An 18889-nucleotide genomic window follows, 5' to 3' on the forward strand; every position below is an offset into this window, starting at 1 on the left:
TGACACGGCTTCAGGCTAGACGTTCTCGGATTGCAAAATCTCACAGGTAATGTTGGTCAAGGGTTGGCTTCCTGCTGACAACGCCTTCCGGCTGGTTTCCAGCCGATCATCGCGGAGAGCCTTAGCTTGAACAAATTGGAGTGAATGTGTCGCCATTACGAGATGACCAGTTGGCGGACTTGCTCCACAAGACGGCCGACGACCCCGCCCCCGCGGGTGCCGCTGCCCATCCCCTTCGGTATGGGTGGCGCCAGTGACGATTGTCGAGGAGCAGGTCATGAAGTCCCGCCATCGCGTCAAGATCTACGGTGAGGTATTTACCCCGCGGCACATGGTCAAGCGAATGCTCGACTTGGTTCGTGAAGAGTTAGAGAACAGCAGCGACTTCGTCGATAAGACATTCCTCGAACCTGCAGCGGGCGACGGCAACTTCTTAGTTGCCATTTTGCGTCGTAAGCTCCACGCAATCGAGAAGCGGTACCCGGTCAAGGAATGGCCGGAGGAGTCACTGTTCGCACTGGCCTCGATTTACGGCATCGAGCTGCTTGAGGACAACCACCAGGATGCAAAGGCGATCATGCTCGCCGAATTCCTAGGCTTCCACCAGACCCACGGCACTCCCTGTGGCCCGGACACCGACATGCACCGGGCAGCGTCGTTTCTTATTGACACGAACATAGTCTGCGGTAACACCCTGACCGGCCAGACCCCAGAGGGGCAGGACATCCAGTTCTCCTGGTGGAACCGGATAGATGAAGCCCCTGGCATGGTGCAGCGTGAGCCGTTCACGTTCGCATCGTTGCGCGATGACGGCAGCTTCGACTTCACCATTTACGACAGCTATCAGGTTTGCCGAATCGATAAGGTCCACGAGGAAGTGAAGGCCGGTGCCTAGTCCAAAGATCAGCACGTTCCGCGAGATCACTCCGTTGATCTACTCCTGGACGACGCCAGACATCCCAAAGTACGACGGCTGGGAGAAGATCGGGTACACGGAGCAGGAAAGCGCCGACACCCGAATTGCACAGCAGGCATCCCAGCTTTCCGTCGAGAAGAAGAAGGTGTGGGTTCGCCGCGCGTTGTTCACGTCTGAAGCCGGTGGCCGCTTCACCGACAAGGACTTCCACGCCTACCTCCACCAGCAAGGCGTCGAGCGCGAAACCCAACCCAAGCGCACGGAGTGGCATCACATTAAGATCGCGCCAAAGGGGTCACTGGAGTACTTCAACGACTTCGCCGGCCAGGACTTCCCGGACGCAGCAAGCCTCAGCCCTGAGGACGACTACGTCCTGCGCCCTGAGCAGCAAGCAGCCGTCGCCCAGACAATAGCTGCTTTCCATTCGGGCCAGAACGAGATGCTCTGGAACGCCAAGCCGCGGTTTGGCAAAACGCTGACTACATACGACCTGATGCGGACCCTCGACGCCCGGCGGGTCCTGATTCTCACCAACCGCCCCGCGATCGCCAATTCCTGGTACGACGACTTCGTACGCTTCATCCGTCACCGTACGACGTTCAAGTTCGTATCGGATTCGCCCTCCCTTGCCGGCCGTAAGCCCATGACTCGCGAGCAGTGGCGGTCCTACTCGCTCAACCATCAGGATGAAGATCCGCGCATCGTGGAGTTCCTGTCGTTACAGGACCTCAAGGGTTCGCACTACTTCGGCGGCTCGTACGACAAACTCAAGCACATTACAAAGTTCGACTGGGATCTGCTGGTGATCGACGAGGCCCACGAGGGCATCGACACTGCTAAGTCCGGTGTAGCTTTCGACCAGATCAAGCGCCGGTGGACACTGCATCTGTCAGGCACGCCTTTCAAGGCACTGGCCGACGGCAAGTTCGACCAGGACCAGATCTTCAACTGGACCTATGAGGACGAGCAAACAGCACGCCGGCAATGGGAGGACAACGGCGAGGAGAACCCTTACGCGGAGCTGCCGACGCTCAATTTGCTGACCTATCAGATTTCAAGGATGGTCGCGGACCGTCTTGCTGAGGGTGTCGCCGTCGAGGAGGACTCGGAGAACATCGACTACACGTTCGATCTCAACGAGTTCTTTACGACGAAAGACAATGGTTTTTTCGAGCACGAGTCTGAGGTCAACAAGTTCCTCGACTGCCTCGCGGCAAACGAGAAGTACCCATTCTCGACGCCGGAGCTTCGCGATGAGATCCGTCACTCGTTCTGGCTGTTGAACCGCGTTGCCTCGGCCAAAGCACTGGAGAAGCTCCTCAAAAAGCACGACGTCTTCAAGGACTACACCATCATCCTGGCCGCCGGCGATGGACGCTCAGATGAGTCTGACCCGGTTTCAGCGGACAAGTCCTTCGATAAGGTGCGAAAGGCCATCGCCGAGGCGGAGAAGAGGGGCGGCAAGACCATCACGCTGTCTGTCGGGCAGCTAACCACAGGCGTCACAGTGCCGGAGTGGACCGCGGTCATCATGCTGTCGAACATGTCATCCCCGGCCCAGTACATGCAGTCAGCGTTCCGGGCGCAGAACCCCTGCACGTTCGAACGCAGCGGTCGTGTCTTCCAAAAGCAGAACGCCTACATCTTCGACTTCGCCCCAGAGCGCACGCTGACGATCTTCGACGCCTTTGCCAACAACCTGAACCCTTACCCCCCGGGTGACCAGCAGGCGAGGCATGACAACATTCGCCGGTTGCTCAACTTTTTCCCCGTCTTGGGTGAAGACTCCGAGGGGCGGATGATCGAGCTCGACGCCGCCCAAGTCCTGACGTTCCCGCAGGTTTTCAAGGCGCGCGAGGTAGTCCGCCGCGGCTTCCTGTCGAACCTTCTGTTCGCAAACGTCGCCGGCATCTTCCGGTACTCCTCACATATCAAGGAGATTCTCGACAAACTGCCCACCGCCAAGCAGGGCAAAGTCACTAACGGGCAGCCCATCGAGATTCCGCAGCCGCCCCCAATCACGGACCTTGACGGCAACGTCCAGGTCGACATGGAGACCATCATCAACCCCAAGGTCGCGGAACTGGGCAAACCCGTCTACAGCATTGAGGACATCCCTACTCCGGAGCCCGATGCTCCGGCGGCCACGGCGGCGACAAAGATCGCCAAGGCAGTGACTGAGCAGGCCCGCTCCAAGCGCGAAGAGCTGACAAAGGTCTACAAGCTCACGGCCCAGCAGGTCCAGCGCGACATCCAGCGGACCGAGCAGGCAGTGAAGGATCAGATAGAGCGTGCGTACATCGAGCACAACATCGCAAGCAAGCACCTCGAGGACGAGCTGAAGAGCGTAGCAACAGAGGTGGAGGCCCAGGCTGTCGAGGCCAAGAGGGCTGAGGAGGACAAAGCGTTCAAGGCGAACGTTATGGCCATCGTAGATAAGACGATGGAAGATATTGTGCCCCAGGTCGTTACCCGCGAAGAGACCAAAAAGGAGCAAAAGCGCGTAGATCAGACGATGGATGACGCTCGTTCCCACCTGCGGGGCTTCGCCCGCACGATCCCAATGTTCCTCATGGCTTACGGGGACCGCGGCATCCGGCTGTCGAACTTTGACCAGTACACGCCCGATGACGTGTTCGAGGAGATTACGGGAATCAGTGAAGCAGAGTTCCGTCTGCTGCGCGATGGCCAGGAGGTAACCGAGGATAACGGCGCCGTCATAAAGGTACCGGGCCTCTTCGACGAGACGGTTTTCGACGAGGCCGTACAAGAGTTTTTGGACAAGAAGGAGTCGCTCGCCGATTACTTCGATGACTCCCAGACCGAGAACATTTTCGCCTACATTCCTCAGCAGAAGACCTCCCTGGTGTTCACGCCACAATCCGTCGTCAAGATGATGGTCGACGCCCTTGAGGCAGAGGCGCCCGGAATTTTCACCGACCCGGATAGGACGTTCGCAGACCTGTTCTCGACTGCCGGTCTATTCTTGATGGAGATCGTTCGGCGCCTTGATACTGGCCTCGCAGCCGTGATTCCTGATCAGGACGAGAGACTCAAGCACATCCTGACCTCGCAGATCTTCGAAATGAGCCACGACAGGATTCTCCACGAGATCACCCTCGAGGCCGTGTCGGGCGGCGTTCAGGAGCGCAAGGCATGGATTAAGGAATCCGGGCACTTTAAGGTTGGCAACCTCGCTAAAATGCCCCCTGAGGAGCGGCAAAAGATGATCAACAACATGCTGACGAAAGGGCACCGCCATGAGTAGGAAGTTCGATGTCGTCATCGGCAACCCGCCGTACCAGGATGATCTGGTCGGCGACAACGAAGCGAAGTCGCCCCCGATCTACCACTTATTCATGGATGCGGCGTTCGAGGTTGCCGAGCGTGCTGTGTTGGTTACCCCCGCTCGATTCTTGTCAAACGCTGGGCAGACGCCGAAGTCCTGGAATGAGAAGACGCTGTCTGATGAGCACCTAAAGGTTGCAATATTCGAGCCCTCTTCTTCGACGATTTTCCCAGGTACGGCCATTGACGGCGGGATCGTCGTAACCTACCGCGATGCGACGAGTGTTATCGGCCCCATCGGTAGCCACTCCCATTTGTCGGACACGGCGAAGTCGCTGGTCGATACGGTGGCATCGCAATCGAGCTCATCCATTGCCTCGACGATCACCGAGCACCCTTGCTCGTGGAACGAGCGGGTCTTCGTAGACCATCCCCAGTTGCGTGAGCGTATCCCCGCCTCCAGCGGCCTTCGCATGAAGACGAACACGTTCGAGCGCATGGGCGAGGTCTGCCTGAAGTCGGACCCCATGGACGGCCATGACTACATTCGAATTCTGGGCCTTGCAAATCGGAAGCGTGAGGAGCGGTGGGTGCGCAAGGACTACGTAATCGCTCCCGAAGTCGTGAACAAACACAAGGTGTTCATCGCCAAAGCCGATGGAGCTGCGGTTAAGTCGGGCAGGGTGGTCGGCATGCCTTCTGTCGCCCCGCCGAGAACCGGGTTCACCCAGACGTTCATGTCCATCGGCAAGTTCGACTCCGAGGACGAGGCCGAGGCGTGCGCAAAGTACGTCAAGACCAAGTTCGCCCGCGCGCTGCTCGGAGTCCTCAAAACGACTCAGGACAATTCGGCTATTAAGTGGAAGCACGTCCCGCAACAGGACTTCACGCCGGGGTCGGACCTGGACTGGTCGAAGTCCATCTCACAGATCGACCAGCAGCTGTATTCCAAATACGCGCTCGGTTCCGACGAGATCGCCTTTATCGAGGCCCAGATCAAGCCGATGGAGTGACCGCTTAAGGCGAGCTAAGGGTTGGTGGCCCTGCCGAAGATGCGTGCAACGACATCGTTGATGCGCGCACTCTCCTCGTCGCTGTAGCCCATCTTAGCGAGACTGCGGGCGGCCTCCCTCTGCAAGACAGTCTTGACTGGTCGCCGCGAGGGTGCTTCGGGTGGCCGTGTCGTTCCCTCCCGATATGCTCTGAGCTGTTGTAGGCGGGCGAACTCGGGCTTATCCCCGATGTACTCTGCCAGCCCCGGCGGAGGCACAAGGACGCCCGCGGCCGAGATGGTCCACTCTGCGATCGGAGCGGCGGCGTAATGCGTGGGGACGCGCATGTCATTTTCAGCGGTGGGGTGACGGTAGCCGCTGGAGTAATTGGCAACCAGGATCCCTATTAACTCCTCTTCCATGTCCAGGACGACGCTGGTTAATGGCAGGTCGAGGACGAGGTCGGGAACGTCCGGTGACCACAGCCACACATCGCGAATTCCTCCACGTTCGTACCCGCCGTGGCGACGATCCCAGTCTTTCCATTCCATTGGCTTGCGCTGGACCTCGAATGCGAGCTGCTGTCCGCCGGCAAGCGTAGCCTTCACATCACTGCGCAGACGTACACCGGTCACCCAGTACTCTTCTTCGACGGACCACGGGAGGACGTGGTGCTGGTCCTTAGCCCAGTTCGTGATGAGTTGCTTGCCGCGTAGGTGTTCGGCTGTTTCCCCGTGTCTACCTAATCCATCGGGAGCCTCCCCCTGCTGGTGGCGGAAATGGAGACGCCTCTTTTCGGCATTGACGAGTATGAGCGGAACGTCTCGGCCATCTTGCTTGCAGTCAGCGCAAACGATGTCTTGAGATCCCTGGTACCCATAACGGTCGTAGTACGAGTTGTTCCCGCGACTCATCGCCTCCGCTGCAACAACATTCGCGTCCGCGTTGTTGTACGCGACCAGAGGGTCCGATGGCTCCCATTGGCGCGGGTAGAGCTGACGTACTTCTATCATGGCGAGATTATTTGCGAACGGTCTGACAATCACATCAGGGTCTCAACAAAGGATCCTTAATCAAGACCGGCCGAGTTCGTCGTCAACTATTTTCGAAGCCCTGCCTTCCAGCGGTTCCAGCGAACCGTGCGCCGTCTCAACAATCTGTCTCAACTGATCCATTCTCGACAAAGGAAGAGTGGCCTTTGATGGGCCATTGAAGTCGCTTTGGGGAGTATTGGATAAGCCAAGGTCAGCAGGTGATCAGAACACGGAACTACAGCATGCCGCGTTGAACGCTGCGGGCTGTCACAGGTTCTTCTCCGACCCTGGTGTGAGTGGCTCGAGGGCCAGTCGACCCAGCACAGGACAAGATGCTCGATCATCTGCAGGACGTTGACGAGGTTGTTGGAGGACGTTGACGAGGTTGTTGGAGGACGTTGACGAGGTTGTTGGAGGACGTTGACGAGGTTGTTCCCCGCTGCCGCACCAGAAGAGCGGATCCATGGCCCGACCGGCAGGCCGTGCCTCCTGGTACGGGGTCGGCCCCCCCGCTCTCTCCCCCAAGCGCCAGCCGGAATACCGGCTCGGCTAATAGCGCAAGTGTGTTAATTTTCCCCGGGTGATACCTGCGGGCCCCTGCGCAGGCGCTCGATTAACATTGGTTGCAGGCCCCTAGGCGGCCAGCCATGGTCCTTGTTCTGCTAGAGGTTGTGCAGTCCATTTCGGGACCAACAATCCTTCATGCCATAAGCCACGCCATATCTCATGTTGGACGGTCAACTGAAAGAAGACTTGGAATTCCCGCCATGAGGCCAGCCCGCCGCAAGGCTTTTAATCACGCCGCACTGCCAATAGGAGACCCAACGATTCGCTGTGTTTGAGTCGAGGCGTGACGACAAGCAAGCCCATAGGCGTGCAATAAAACAGGAGTGATCATGGGTCTGACAATGTAAGTCCCTACAACCGCAACGGCGTGAACCACAGCGTGAGGCCCAATTGCGGCTCCAACGCGTTACCCCGCTTGAAACCAGGTAGGGGCACGGACATCAAGTCCCGCCATGTCTACCGTGTGGCGCACCGTGTGTGACCCTGCTCAACGAACTGTTACTACTCTTACGCGTGTCACTGCCAATATTCCTAAAGGAGCCCACATAGCGTTGACAGCAGGACAAAATGCACCCCACCAAGTAGGAGAGTCGTCGGCCGATGGCACGATCGCTGGAAACCCCCGTACCCCCGAAACTTCAAGCAACACGGGCCCTTGACCGTGTCGTATCTCTGGCGAACGGCAAAGGCGGAGTCGGTAAGACGACCACTGCAGCCAACGTTGGCGGTTACGTGGCGCTGGCCGGCTCGCGTGTGCTGCTGATCGACCTTGACCCGCAGGGCGATCTGGCCCGCGACCTCGGATATGAGCGGCAGACAGGGAGGGAATTCTTTCAGGCCCTGATCGCCGGCACGCCGCCGACGATCCTCCGCGATGTTCGGGAAAACCTTGACGTAATCCCGGGCGGCCAAGACCTTGAAGACATCCAGGGCCTAATGGTGTCCCGCTCCAGCCGCTCCGGCGCCGGCGACTTCGGCGACATGCTCTACGCCGTATTGGCCCCGTTGGCAGACGAGTACGACTTGATCCTGATCGACACCCCGCCGGGGGAGCGGATCCTCGTAGAAGGTGCCTTCGCGATCTCCAGTGCAGTCGTCATTCCTACCCGGTCCGATGATGCGAGCATCGACGGTGTCGAACGCATTGCACGCCGCTTCATGGCCGTACGTGACCGGAACCCGTCCCTGCAGTTGGCAGGCATCGTCTTGTTCGGCGTAGGACCGCGCTCCATGCGCCTCGAACGCAGCGTCCGAGACACCTTGGAGGAAATGCTCGGCACCGTCGCCCCGGTCTTCGCCACCCGCATCAGGAACCTCGAGAGCGCAAGCGCCGACGCCCGCCGAAAGGGCCTGCTTTTCCACGAACTTGAAGGTGCCGTTACTGACGCTCAGAAGAACCGCCTGAAGGCGCTCCGGGCGGGGGAGAAGCCGACGGACGGCTTCTTCTCGCGAAATGCCGGGGGACTCGCTGAAGAGTACGAGCAGCTGACCGGCGAGATCCTCGCCCGACTAAACGAGATCGAAAGCGGGAACGAAGCATGAGCGGCCGACAGAACCTTGCGGGGGCATTCGCACCTGTAGCGCCTGCCCGGGGTGCAGCACTCCAAGGGTTGCTGGCTCCGAAGCGGGGGAGGGGCGCTCCTGCACCGGAACCCAAAACCGGAGAGTCCGTAGAGACAACGGCCCCTGAACTTATCCAGGTGCAGCCAGCAGCACCCGAACCCGCACCGGTACCTATTGAGCAACGGCCGGCGGATATACGTCCAGCTGAGCAGGCACCTGTTGAGAAGGCGCCCCTTGAGGCAGACCAGGAAGAGCCCGCGCCTACAGTCGTCAAGGCCCCAAAGGCCACCACGCGGCATCAACCTGGTGCCAGGAATACAGCTAACGCAACCAAAGCCTCCGAGCTGGTTCCCGGGGCGCTGCGCAACGTCGGCGTCTACCTGCCGCCGGCGCTCCTGGCGCAAGTGAAGGATGCCGTCTACCAGGAACGGACCACGTACGCGGACCTGTTAATTGATGCCTTCGAAGCCGTCGACGACAATCAGATCACCAAGGAGTTCACTCCCGAAACAACGCTGACCAGCTCCGGCATGCCCCGCCGTGCACCGCGAAAACGGGGCGAAGCCGGCATCCAGATCCAGCTGCGCCTCGACGGGCTTCAGGTCGCTTGGCTGGATGAGAAGGTCGCCGAGTTCGACGCACCGTCACGCAGCGCGCTCGTCTCGGCCGTCCTCAAGCTTCATATTCACGCTAGATCGACTGCGGGAGAGTGATCCAGGAGCTCCTTGGGACAAGCATGGCTAGTCTTCCAGTAGTGCTTATGGCATGACTTATGGCATGAAAACGAGGGTGCGAAAGCTACACCGGGGGAGTGGCGGCGGCGGCCGGCCCATCGACACCCGTCAAGGTGTACAGTCCGGGCCTAGGTCACAACCGACACGCCTTTGGCGCTGACCCTCATCCTGTTCTGTTGAAAGCCATGTCGGACAGTAGCCATTCATCGGGTGGCCCCTCGAACATTTCCCAGGGATAGTCTTCGTCGGGGGAGAGCAGCTCCGGGATGGTATTTACGTTTTTGGCGAGCCATTCCCGCCAAATAATCCGGTCGTTGCGGTAGCGCTGTAACTGGGCTGCCACCGCTTCGAGGACCCCGAATTGTTCGGCCAGCTGTTTCAGTGATGTCCCGGCCACAACTGACCAGGCCCGGCTAGGACTGCGGACAGCCAGGTTCCATGCAGCGAGAACCTCCAAGGCTTCGTGCACTGCGGATCTGGAAAGCCTGGCCACCCGCACAATCTCGGTGATGGGCATCCCGGGGGAGTGCTCCAGCGCTTCGTAAACGAACGCAGCCGGTAGACCCAGTTCCCGGAAAACAGGCCGCAGCGCGTGGATTTTCCCTTTCTGCCAAGTAGCATCCTCGGCAACACTTCTCAGCTCTTCGGGAACGGTCAGCATGTAGAGATCGCCTTTAGTTCCCCTGGCTTCTTCAACGAGAGTGATTAGAGGGTCCTTCTCCTCACGCAGCTGCCTCAGATGCAGCCCAACAGTGGTGTGATCAAGACCTGTAGCCACGGCAATGGAACGGACCCCGAATTCAACAAAGCGGGACCCTGTCATGTGGGCTGCCTCCCCTAGTGCCCTGAGCACCATTCGTCGCCCCATCCCGATCCTGATTTGCTGGTAGTTCACCTCCCGGATCCTGAGCGCACTGCGCCAGGTCCGGATGTACCGATGCTCTGCATCGGGATTTGAAATTGAAGAAGATCCCTTAATCCCTGCCGCCTGTGTAGTTGGCTGGCTTGTGGGGGATCTGCGGACATTGTTTTTCTCGGTTCCTATTGCCTGATTTTTACTGAGGTAGCTGAGGGCGTTCGACCAGTCCCGGCGCAGTGACGGGAGGCGGTGGCGGGCTGCGTAGCGGGCGTAGAAAGAGGCAAGTCCAGGCCAGGTTCCCTGCAGAATCCGACGTTCCACATCCAGCAGCTTCAAGCCGGCAGCCGCGGCACTGAGGATGACCGCCTGGCGGGCCTCGGAGTCAGAGGCGTAGCGATTGGTGTCGTACATCCCGGTCTGGGCCAGCAACTGCATCGCGCGGGACATGCGCCCAACCGGCTGGTCGATTATGGGTGCGTCCGAGGTGGTAGGCGTAAAGGTTTCTTCCTGGCGCAGCGCCCGAACCGCCTTGATCTCTGCAGCTAGGTCCTTGGTCATGGCATCCCAGACCGCGGCCCTGTTGGGACGGCGGGCGATGTCGTAGGCCACCGACAGGCTCATTGCCAGTTCCTGGTGCCCGCCGCGTTTGTGCGGCGAACCGGGAGTTCGCATGCATCCATGGAGCAGGTTCTGGTGCGGGGTCTTATCCAGGGTCCGGTAGCGGGTGCCCAGCGCTTCGACGAGGTCACGTGCTTCTGAAAAGGTGACCCGCCGTGCGAGGGGGATGTAGACGTGGCGACCGCCGTTGGGGGAGTAGTCCTCAATCCAGCGGGCCCCAACCGAGTGCAGCCAGGCCTGGACCGCTCGGACGTCGGCCTGTACCCAATCGAGTCCGGCCACTGAGGAGTCAAAGTCGAGAAAGATTGCCGCGCAGGTTCCGTCCTTACCGAAAATTTTCACGGCCGCGGGCAGCGAGGGGAGTGCTTCGGTCAGGTTCCGTTCGTGCTTCTGCGGGTACGTTTTACCTGCATCACGAGAGAGGCGCATTCGGGGCTGGCCGGCTAGCAAGGGAGCTAGAGCTGCCCAAACGGTTGCAGGGTCGTCTGGCTGCGTTGACACGCCAACAGCGGGGCGTGCTGGCAGCACGGAGACGTGCTGATGTACGATGTGGGTAATCCTTTCGGGGATTGAGGTACGAAAAAGGGCCGATCCTGCCAGATCGGTTTCATAGCAACACAAAGGATGGCCTGTTTAGGCTCTCCACGACTTACAATCTGATCCGCCGGCAAGCAATCCAGAGGGTAAGTCTCAAGCTTCGAAGGCCCGCCTAGTGCGGGCCTTCTCTTTTGTTATGAGGCGATGCGGATGGGCAGCTCCTGCTGGTAGTCATCCTGGTCGAGTGCGGCCAGATCCTCTTGCAGCTTCGGCTCTACAACGGACAGAACGTATTCAGTGACGGTCAGACCCTTGTGGGCGGCCACCTTGGCAATCCCGTCAGCGGTGTGTTCCTGTGTGCGGAAACCAATGAACTTACGCAGGCCTTTACTGGGGCGCCCGCCGCCTCGATTTACTGCTACTGCCGTCATGTGCTGTGTCCTTTGAATTTTGTACCCGCTAGAGCGGTTACAGCTTCATCGTTGTATTGCCTGCCGCTCAAACTGACTGGGTTGTCATTGCGACTGCTCTGAAGCTATCACCGGCCAATTGAAGGGGCGGGGATTTGTTTTCAGAAAACGGTAGCGTGTCGCGTTTGTGACTTTGAGCTCGATCTTCGCCTCGGTACGGGGAATGGTTTCCCAACAGCAACCGCTCAGCAGTTAGGGGTCGGCCAATGACTGGTCTGGCCCAAGGTTGACGATCGGTTACGTGCCGGCCCAAGCCCTTCAGTCCTCTCAACGTGTTCAGCACACCAACTTCGCCCTCTCCTGTGACGGGCAGCCCGGTGGGTTTGCTGCTCGAGCCACCCTTGGTGCCATCTTTTAGCAGAAGCTTGGGGGAGTAATGTGCTGCGCCCGGCCTGCCGCAGGCGGCAGACCCACCCGCCCAAGGTGCCCCGCACCCCCCCTCCCCATGCCCCTTCTGCGGCCCTACGACGTCAGCGACTGCCACAGTGAAGTTGCCTAATTGTTCCTTCAACAGCCCAAGCAAACGACAGACTACATACATGCTCCGCACATGCACAACTCACTTCCTGTACCCTCTTGTAGTCGTCAGGTAGCATTCTGTTAGCTGCCCGCCTGCTCTGTGTGGCGGCCTATACAAGAGGCTGAGCTTGGCTAAGGAGCTTTATAGATGGCAAATGGGGGCCGCAGCGTGTTTCTCACGCAACAGCAGAAGAAAGAGCGCCTGGCGGATCGCATGGGCATCCTGGTGGATATCTGGGAGTCCGATCACAACACTGTGCTCACGTACCCTCATGTGGAAGAAGCACTTTCGGCCCACGGAATCCACCTGTCTCGGACGCGCTGGTCATACTTGATCAACGGCACCGGCAGCCTGGTGACCGATCAGGAACTGCTAAAGGGCATAGCAGAGTACGTTTTTGCCGTACCTGCCAGTTATCTGTGTGATCTCAACAGCGAGACTCCCCCTGAGGTGGAAGCGCGCATGGAGTTCCTTGTGCAGATGCGCAAGCTCAAGGTGAAGAACTTTGCGGCAAGAAACCTGGGGGCCACCTCGCCTGAAATGCTACGGACGATTACCAGGATCATCGATGCGTCGATGAACGGCGAAGAGGAGGACTGAATGGGCCTCCCACCGGTGGCAGAAAAGGTCCGGGAGTTATGCGGAGACGGCACGACGTCAATGGCGGAGGTCCTGGAACGTCTGGCCGTCATCTGCGAAAAGCCGATCAAGCTGATCGAGCAGGAGGGGTCTTGGGGAACTCTGACAGCCTTCAAATTGGACTTTGAAGATCACTTCAAGATCTATGTCCCGCCGCAAAACTCGACGCAGTACAAGCTTCATTGCATCTATCACGAGCTCGGACACATATATCTGGAGAGCTTTCAAGGCCACTTGGTTCTGCCCGATTTCTCTGAAGAGATGCTGAAGGAGGCTGCCGGCGCGAAAAGCATGAGCTGCTGTTCTGTTCTGAATCATCCCGTAGAACGCTGGGTGGAGGATTTTGCTTTCGAGATGTCAAAGAAGACCCGCGCACGTAACTCCTCCGAGACTGATCCTTTCCTCTGATAGACCATGAAACAGTTGCTCTTTGCGCTGCTCAGTGCCCTATGCCTCCTTCGGATCCCCTCGGTAGTCAAGGTGGCGGAAGCCCGGGCATCGTGGGTGGCATCGATGTTCGGCTTGGCGGCACTTTATGTCCTGGGAACGGTTGCGCCGCTGGCGTCCATCGACAGCTACCTCGGTGGCGTCAACGTGACGAACCTTCTTCAAGCCATATTCGCGCTGTTGGCGATCTTCTTCTTCAACGACAGCGTGCGGCGGTTAGCAACCGTACCAGTCAGGTGGAGTTACTATGCTCCCTTGTTGAGCATTCCCATCATGATTGTCAGCTTCGCCCTCATTGAGGACAAAGGTCCAACCTCTGCGGACTTCATTGACTACCGCATGGACCAACTTGCGACTGCCACTTACAGCGGCACGTACATGTTCGCGTTGCTATTCACCGTGCTTAGGATCATCTACATGCTTCGGCACAAGGCTAGGGGCCTGTACGCAACATTCTCAGCGGGCTTGGTCGTCGTCGCGGCGGCCGTCTCGTGCCACATTGCATATGTGCTGCTGTTCCACTTCACGCCGTGGGATGCCTTCGCAGAGGCGATCGGAGCCTGGTTTGACCGTCTTTTCTATGCCGGCCTCTCGGTGACTGCCGCGGGGTGGCTAATTCTTTTCCTGTCCAAGCAGCTGCCGAGGTTGCGGCTCTGGATGATCGATGCGCTTTGGCTTACTGCGCTGAGGATCCGGGTAAATGCAGATACGTCTCGGGTTAGTCCGGCATGGGACCTGTTCAACGAAACGCTGGAAAATGGGGTCTACAAAAGCCTCATCGTTTTGCACAACTACCAGCGGGGGAACATGTGCCCGTTCCCGGAGTCTGTTCAGGGCAGGATCAGCCAGATCGAGGCCAAGCTGGACGCGCGGGTCTAGCCTTCGGTCAGGATCGTTTTGTTGATCCAACTCGTGAGTTCGTTGGTGAAGGTGTGGGGTGACACATTCCACTCCTGGGTGTGGTGCGCCTCAGGTAAGGGAATCAGGGTGACGGTGTCGGGGTTCGCGCGTTGGAACGCCGCCGAGATTTCCCAGGGAACCTCCTGATCGGCACTCGAGTGCAGGACCAGGGTTGGGATTGACACACGGTTAGGTATGTCGACCCACTCAAGGGCATCGAAGTTGATCGGTTCTTCCAGCCCGAGCATCTTCGCGAAGGGTTGAGCCTGAAGCAAGGACATGACAAGGCCGGCTCCTACGGCAGGCACGCCGGCGGCCTCCGCTCCCGCCCTGATGGTTTTACGCCAGCTCGTGACCGGTCCAACCAGGACAATCCCGGCGATCCGGTCACGGTAGGCGCTACGCTCCGCTGTGAGCAGGGCGATCGTCCCACCCATTGACCAGCCCGAGAGGATGATTCGCTGTGCACCGTGAGCCACGGCGTAGGCCACAGCGCTTTCCACGTCTCGCCATTCTGTTTGACCAAGGTGGCTCGATTCGGCCTGTGGTGGGCTGACCTCCAGGTCGCTGCGGAATGAGGGGACCAAGGAGGTGAATCCCAAGGCGCTGAAGGCGTGGACGTCACGAAACATGATCGAGCGGTCGGTCCAGCTGCCATGGATGTGGATCACCCATGTGTCCGCGCTCCTACCTTCGAATAGCCATGCCGGCGCCGCGCCGTAGGCAGTGGGGATGTGTACCTCTTCAAAACGCCCGGCCACAGCGGAAGGTTCGAAGAACACGTCGGGCGTCCAGTCGACCACGGGTCCCAAAGTCACCGGCCCGGACCCCGTCGGATGGATTCGACGCTCCACGAACTTTTGCTCCTCGTCGATCAGGGTGACCTCGCCGACCCTGGTGAAACGCTCGGCCGCAGGGTCGAACACGGCGAAGTCGCCGTGGGCTTTGGTGTAGTCATCCAAGTCGATGCGGACTCTGCGGCCATCATCTGTCAGCTCGGCACGACGGTAGTCCTTTGGGCCCCGTTTAACGATCTTGCGGGCCATGATGACCGCTAATCCGAATAGTGAGCCCGCGGGTACGAGGAACGCCAGGCAGGCGAGGTTACGCCTTGTCGTCAGCATCATGTCCCGCCCTCCAGCGCCAACCCCGGGAAGAGTATCGAAGCCCAATCATCGTAAACGTTCCTCAAGCCTTGGATATGTATGAAGCATGCACACGACATTCGTTGCACATGTCCACTACAGGCAGATAGTCTTGGGGTGGGCCAGTTGGGGGCTCAAGGGGGAATTTGCATGCAGCGGAAGTCACTTGGTCTCGTGGCGGTCATCGTGGTCCCCGGCATCTTGATAGGGCTGGTCTTTTCCATCCTCTTGCTCCTCGCGCCAGCAAAGCCCGCGGCTGCCGATTGCGGCGCGTCCGTTTCAGTTGTCATCAACGCCGAAACGAAGGTCGAGGGCTACACCGAGGAGCAGTTGAAGAACGCCGCTGCGATCATGGGTGCCGGTAAGGCTCTGGACCTGTCCGTGAAGGGTCAGATGATCAGCGTCATGGTGGCGCTGGGGGAGTCGGGCCTGCGCGTTCTGGACTACGGTGACGGACCGGGTCCCGATTCCCGTGGCTTGTTTCAGCAGCGCGACAACGGCGCGTGGGGCTCCTACGCCCACCGTATGCACCCGACCATCAGTGCCACGAACTTCATCAAGGCCCTGCAAAAGGTCGAGGGCTGGGAGCTGCTAGAGCCGACCCTTGCCGGCAACAAGGTGCAGCGCAACGCCGACCCGTACCACTACCAGAAGTACTGGCCGGAGGCCGTAAAGCTCGTCCAGGCACTCTCGGACGGGCAGTTCACCCTCGAAGGCAGCGACTGCGCCATCCCAGGCCACTCCGGTGCCGGGGATGACTACCCGTGGAAAGACTCTCCGACCTGGATGCAGGTCGGAGCTAGCACTGCCGCCGCATCACCGCTGGGCATGTTCTACCGCGAATGCGTGGACTTCGCCCTATGGCGGGTGAACCAGCAAATGGGGTCCACCGGCGAACCGTTCAAGTTCCTCAACGGCAACTTCCGCCCCGACGGGCAGGGCCTTGGTTCGGCCCTGACGTGGAAGGCCGGCTGGGACGCCAAAGGTTGGGCCACCGGTTCCGCCCCCCGTGTTGGGGCGGTCGTCTGGTACGCACCGGGAACCGGGGGAGCGGACCCCACTTTCGGTCACGTCGCCGTGGTCAAGGAAGTCAAGGACGACGGGACCTACGTCGAAGAGGGCTACAACGGCAACCCGCCCCCGGACGATCACAACTACTACACCCGGACCGTCAGCAGCGGTGTCCCTTCAGCCTTCCTGTACCTGCCCACCCAAGAGGAGAAGAAATGAACAAGCCCCTGGCCCTCATCGCAGTAGCCCTGCTCTGCACCGCGTGCGCACCGGCAGCGAACACCACGTCGGCACAGGAAGACCCCACAGCCGCCACGCCGTCGGCCCCGGTTTCGCTGAGCGCCAGCAGCGGCCCACAGGCTCCCGGCGGCACGGTCCCGGCCACGATCGGCATCGCCTGGGATCAGGCCAGCAAGGACGCAGCCGTGGACATCGCTGGGAAGGCCATGGCGGACTTTGCCCGCCCCGGTGTGGAGGAAAAGCAGTGGGCCAATGATCTTGCCCGCTGGCTGACGCCACAGGCCACCGCCGATTACTCGGCGGTGGACCCGGCCAACATTCCCGCCAGCCGCGTCACCGGCCCGGCCACACTGAACGTCGATGAAGCCAACGGCTACGGGGTCATGGCGGCAGTGCCCACCGACGCCGGGACCTACACAGTGCAGCTGCTCCGCACCGGCAAGGACGCCCCGTGGAAGGTCAACCGCCTCACACCACCGGCTTCCTGACACTCCTCACCACGTTTCAGAAAGGTAGAACGCTATGGTCCTGAACCAGACAGATGTCCCGGCCTTCCCCAAGATCAACGCCATCGTCCGTGCCAACGGCACAGCAGAAGTGGTTGTTGCCGGCAACTCACGGAACGTGAAAGCGGCAGAGTCCCTGCAGCAACTCCGCGACAACGCCCTGTCCCTCGTCCTTAGGGAAGCGAAGACGCTGAATCGCCCGGTGCGTGTCCAGGTCGATGACCCGGAAGGCCAGGGTGAGCTGATCGTGCACCCGGACGGCACTAAGGAGTCCATCAACTACGTGGCCAAGGCCTCACGCCGCCGCGTGGCCGAAGCTCCCACCCAGACGGCAGCACCGCCCGCTCCTGCGGTTGCAGAAACCATCCCAGCGCCCATCAAAGACGAGCCGATCACTGACGTACCGGGAACCGTCCCATTAGCGACAGGAACATCCATGACCCTGACACCCGAAACCACGTCCACGCCGACCCCGGAAGCGCAGGAGGCACCGACCCGCCGCAGTCTGAAGGAAACCTCATTCCTGGTCAGCGCCCCGGTCCTGGAACCCGCCACCCAGGGCTGGCGGGGTGCACTCACGCGCCTTGGCCTCCGGATGGACCCGTCAGCCGAAGAACTCTCCGAGCGGGAAGATATCCGCACGGTCAGCCAGCACTGGCCAGGTCCCCGGACCATTGCCGTGGTCAACCGCAAGGGCGGTGCCAACAAGACCCCCACGGTCGTCATGCTCTCGGCCATCCTCGCCCGCTACAGCGGGGCCGCCACCGTCGCCTGGGACAACAACGAATCCCAAGGCACGCTGGGGTGGCGCACGGAAAAGGGCGCCCATGACCGCAGTGTCCTGGACCTGATCGATTCCTCGACCGAACTGCTCTCCCCGGCAACGAACGCCGCCGAGATTGCCAAGTTCGTCCACCACCAGACCGCAGACAAATTCGATGTCCTGCGCTCGGATGAGAACGAGGAAGGCGACCACGAAGTGACCGCCGAGGAAGTCGACATCGCCCACCAGGTCCTCACCCGCTATTACCGGCTGGTGGTCATGGACTCGGGCAACACTGCCCGGGCGGCGAACTGGCGCCGGATGATTCACCACACCAACCAGCTCGTCGTGCCTGTAACGGCCATCGAGGACCGCGCAGAAGCCGCCCGGTTGACGCTGCAGACCCTCGAATCCCGTGGCGGCCACGACGCCGAACTGGCCCGCAACGCCGTTGTCATCGTCTCCGAATCCACCGACGCGAAGCGCGCCATGTCAGGAGATGCCCTAAAGAGGGCCAAAGACGAGGCCCAGCGCATTGCGGACGGCTTCGAACCATTCGTCCGGGCCGTCGTGAGGATTCCTTACGACCCGGCGCTGGTCAACGGACCTATCCGCTATGAAGCCCTCCAACCCGCTACCCAGCGGGCATGGCTGGCGGCCGCGGCCGCCGTCGCCACCGGCTTCTAAGTACCCTTTGACCGCCACAATCCAGTCCTGAAAGGAGGATGCAGATGAACCAGCAACTGAACCCCTGGATCACCAGCCCAGAAACGGCAGAGCCCGAAGCCGCCACCGCAGATGAACATGTTTCTCCGCCGGTGATCATCACCGGCCCGGTCCTGGGGATGGTGGAACCGGACGCAGCTGACCGCCTCGCCCGTCGCGCGGTCACCGGCACGGCAACGGTCTGGGTTACCGGCGTCCACGGGGGAGCGGGCGAAACCCGGCTCAGCCACCTCGTGGAGGGCGCACGCCCGACAGAACATGCCTGGCCCATCCTTGAAGACGGCTTCAGCAAACCTGCCGTCCTCCTGGTTTGCCGCTCAGACATGCACGGACTGAAAGCAGCGCAAAGAGCCCTCATCCAATGGGCCTCCGGCGCAGCTCCCGACGTCAACCTGCTAGGCCTCGCGGTCCTGG

Annotated in this window: 16 protein-coding genes; 12 read left to right on the plus strand and 4 right to left on the minus strand. The window is 60.2% G+C overall.

Annotated features, from left to right (window positions below):
* Positions 1-253: 253 nt before the first annotated feature.
* Genes LFT49_RS21715 through LFT49_RS21725 form a run of 3 tightly spaced genes read left to right on the plus strand, consistent with a single transcriptional unit; the run spans position 254 to position 5217 of the window.
* Complete coding sequence (locus tag LFT49_RS21715; protein ID WP_237430651.1) at positions 254-895, plus strand: hypothetical protein; 642 nt, start codon at positions 254-256, stop codon at positions 893-895.
* Complete coding sequence (locus LFT49_RS21720; RefSeq protein ID WP_237430652.1) at positions 888-4184, plus strand: DEAD/DEAH box helicase; 3297 nt, start codon at positions 888-890, stop codon at positions 4182-4184. Before LFT49_RS21715 ends, LFT49_RS21720 begins: the two co-directional genes overlap by 8 nt.
* A complete protein-coding gene (locus LFT49_RS21725) occupies positions 4177-5217 on the plus strand; it encodes an Eco57I restriction-modification methylase domain-containing protein (RefSeq protein ID WP_237430653.1) in 1041 nt (346 codons plus the stop codon). Before LFT49_RS21720 ends, LFT49_RS21725 begins: the two co-directional genes overlap by 8 nt.
* Positions 5218-5231: 14 nt before the next feature.
* Here the strand turns inward: LFT49_RS21725 and LFT49_RS21730 are convergent, their stop codons facing one another.
* Positions 5232-6209 (minus strand): competence protein CoiA family protein, encoded by a 978-nt coding sequence (locus LFT49_RS21730; protein ID WP_237430654.1) that lies wholly within the window; start codon positions 6207-6209, stop codon positions 5232-5234.
* Between the two features lie 1188 nt (positions 6210-7397).
* Between LFT49_RS21730 and LFT49_RS21735 the strand changes: the two genes are divergently transcribed.
* Positions 7398-8339, plus strand: a complete 942-nt coding sequence (locus LFT49_RS21735; protein ID WP_237430655.1) for a ParA family protein — start codon at positions 7398-7400, stop codon at positions 8337-8339.
* Between the two features lie 158 nt (positions 8340-8497).
* The gene (locus tag LFT49_RS21740; RefSeq protein ID WP_237430656.1) at positions 8498-9073 is read left to right on the plus strand and encodes a hypothetical protein; all 576 of its coding nucleotides are present in this window, start codon (positions 8498-8500) and stop codon (positions 9071-9073) included.
* A 184-nt stretch (positions 9074-9257) separates the two neighbouring features.
* Here the strand turns inward: LFT49_RS21740 and LFT49_RS21745 are convergent, their stop codons facing one another.
* Positions 9258-11000, minus strand: a complete 1743-nt coding sequence (locus tag LFT49_RS21745) for a helix-turn-helix domain-containing protein (RefSeq protein ID WP_237430657.1) — start codon at positions 10998-11000, stop codon at positions 9258-9260.
* A 302-nt stretch (positions 11001-11302) separates the two neighbouring features.
* Complete coding sequence (locus LFT49_RS21750) at positions 11303-11539, minus strand: hypothetical protein (RefSeq protein WP_028272859.1); 237 nt, start codon at positions 11537-11539, stop codon at positions 11303-11305.
* A 706-nt stretch (positions 11540-12245) separates the two neighbouring features.
* Between LFT49_RS21750 and LFT49_RS21755 the strand changes: the two genes are divergently transcribed.
* The 3 genes from LFT49_RS21755 to LFT49_RS21765 are packed head-to-tail and all read left to right on the plus strand — an operon-like array spanning position 12246 to position 14063.
* Positions 12246-12698, plus strand: coding sequence for a hypothetical protein (locus tag LFT49_RS21755; RefSeq protein WP_108598333.1), 453 nt, complete (start codon positions 12246-12248; stop codon positions 12696-12698).
* The gene (locus tag LFT49_RS21760) at positions 12699-13145 is read left to right on the plus strand and encodes a hypothetical protein (protein ID WP_237430658.1); all 447 of its coding nucleotides are present in this window, start codon (positions 12699-12701) and stop codon (positions 13143-13145) included.
* Between the two features lie 6 nt (positions 13146-13151).
* Entirely contained in the window at positions 13152-14063 is a 912-nt protein-coding gene (locus LFT49_RS21765) for a hypothetical protein (protein ID WP_237430659.1), read from the plus strand.
* On the opposite strand, the gene LFT49_RS21770 is transcribed toward LFT49_RS21765, so the two are convergent.
* Positions 14060-15211, minus strand: coding sequence for an alpha/beta fold hydrolase (locus LFT49_RS21770; RefSeq protein ID WP_237430660.1), 1152 nt, complete (start codon positions 15209-15211; stop codon positions 14060-14062). The genes LFT49_RS21765 and LFT49_RS21770 overlap by 4 nt on opposite strands.
* A 168-nt stretch (positions 15212-15379) precedes the next feature.
* Here LFT49_RS21770 and LFT49_RS21775 point away from each other — a divergent pair, with 168 nt between their 5' ends.
* From LFT49_RS21775 to LFT49_RS21790, 4 genes are all read left to right on the plus strand, one after another.
* Positions 15380-16459, plus strand: a complete 1080-nt coding sequence (locus tag LFT49_RS21775) for a CHAP domain-containing protein (protein ID WP_237430661.1) — start codon at positions 15380-15382, stop codon at positions 16457-16459.
* A complete protein-coding gene (locus tag LFT49_RS21780) occupies positions 16456-16968 on the plus strand; it encodes a hypothetical protein (protein ID WP_237430662.1) in 513 nt (170 codons plus the stop codon). The genes LFT49_RS21775 and LFT49_RS21780 overlap by 4 nt, the downstream gene beginning before the upstream one ends.
* A 34-nt stretch (positions 16969-17002) precedes the next feature.
* Positions 17003-18436, plus strand: a complete 1434-nt coding sequence (locus LFT49_RS21785; protein ID WP_237430663.1) for a chromosome partitioning protein ParA — start codon at positions 17003-17005, stop codon at positions 18434-18436.
* Between the two features lie 44 nt (positions 18437-18480).
* A partial coding sequence (locus LFT49_RS21790; RefSeq protein WP_237430664.1) for a hypothetical protein occupies positions 18481-18889 on the plus strand: 409 nt, incomplete at its 3' end.

This window comes from Arthrobacter sp. FW306-06-A (assembly GCF_021870055.1).
In the GTDB taxonomy this organism is placed as follows: domain Bacteria; phylum Actinomycetota; class Actinomycetes; order Actinomycetales; family Micrococcaceae; genus Arthrobacter.

Coding starts and splice junctions, on each gene's coding strand:
- LFT49_RS21725 (WP_237430653.1), top strand. CDS start 4,177: ATGAGTAGGAAGTTCGATGTCGTCATCGGCAACCCGCCGTACCAGGAT.
- LFT49_RS21730 (WP_237430654.1), bottom strand. CDS start 6,209: ATGATAGAAGTACGTCAGCTCTACCCGCGCCAATGGGAGCCATCGGAC.
- LFT49_RS21735 (WP_237430655.1), top strand. CDS start 7,398: ATGGCACGATCGCTGGAAACCCCCGTACCCCCGAAACTTCAAGCAACA.
- LFT49_RS21745 (WP_237430657.1), bottom strand. CDS start 11,000: ATGCGCCTCTCTCGTGATGCAGGTAAAACGTACCCGCAGAAGCACGAA.
- LFT49_RS21750 (WP_028272859.1), bottom strand. CDS start 11,539: ATGACGGCAGTAGCAGTAAATCGAGGCGGCGGGCGCCCCAGTAAAGGC.
- LFT49_RS21755 (WP_108598333.1), top strand. CDS start 12,246: ATGGCAAATGGGGGCCGCAGCGTGTTTCTCACGCAACAGCAGAAGAAA.
- LFT49_RS21760 (WP_237430658.1), top strand. CDS start 12,699: ATGGGCCTCCCACCGGTGGCAGAAAAGGTCCGGGAGTTATGCGGAGAC.
- LFT49_RS21765 (WP_237430659.1), top strand. CDS start 13,152: ATGAAACAGTTGCTCTTTGCGCTGCTCAGTGCCCTATGCCTCCTTCGG.
- LFT49_RS21770 (WP_237430660.1), bottom strand. CDS start 15,211: ATGATGCTGACGACAAGGCGTAACCTCGCCTGCCTGGCGTTCCTCGTA.
- LFT49_RS21775 (WP_237430661.1), top strand. CDS start 15,380: ATGCAGCGGAAGTCACTTGGTCTCGTGGCGGTCATCGTGGTCCCCGGC.
- LFT49_RS21780 (WP_237430662.1), top strand. CDS start 16,456: ATGAACAAGCCCCTGGCCCTCATCGCAGTAGCCCTGCTCTGCACCGCG.
- LFT49_RS21785 (WP_237430663.1), top strand. CDS start 17,003: ATGGTCCTGAACCAGACAGATGTCCCGGCCTTCCCCAAGATCAACGCC.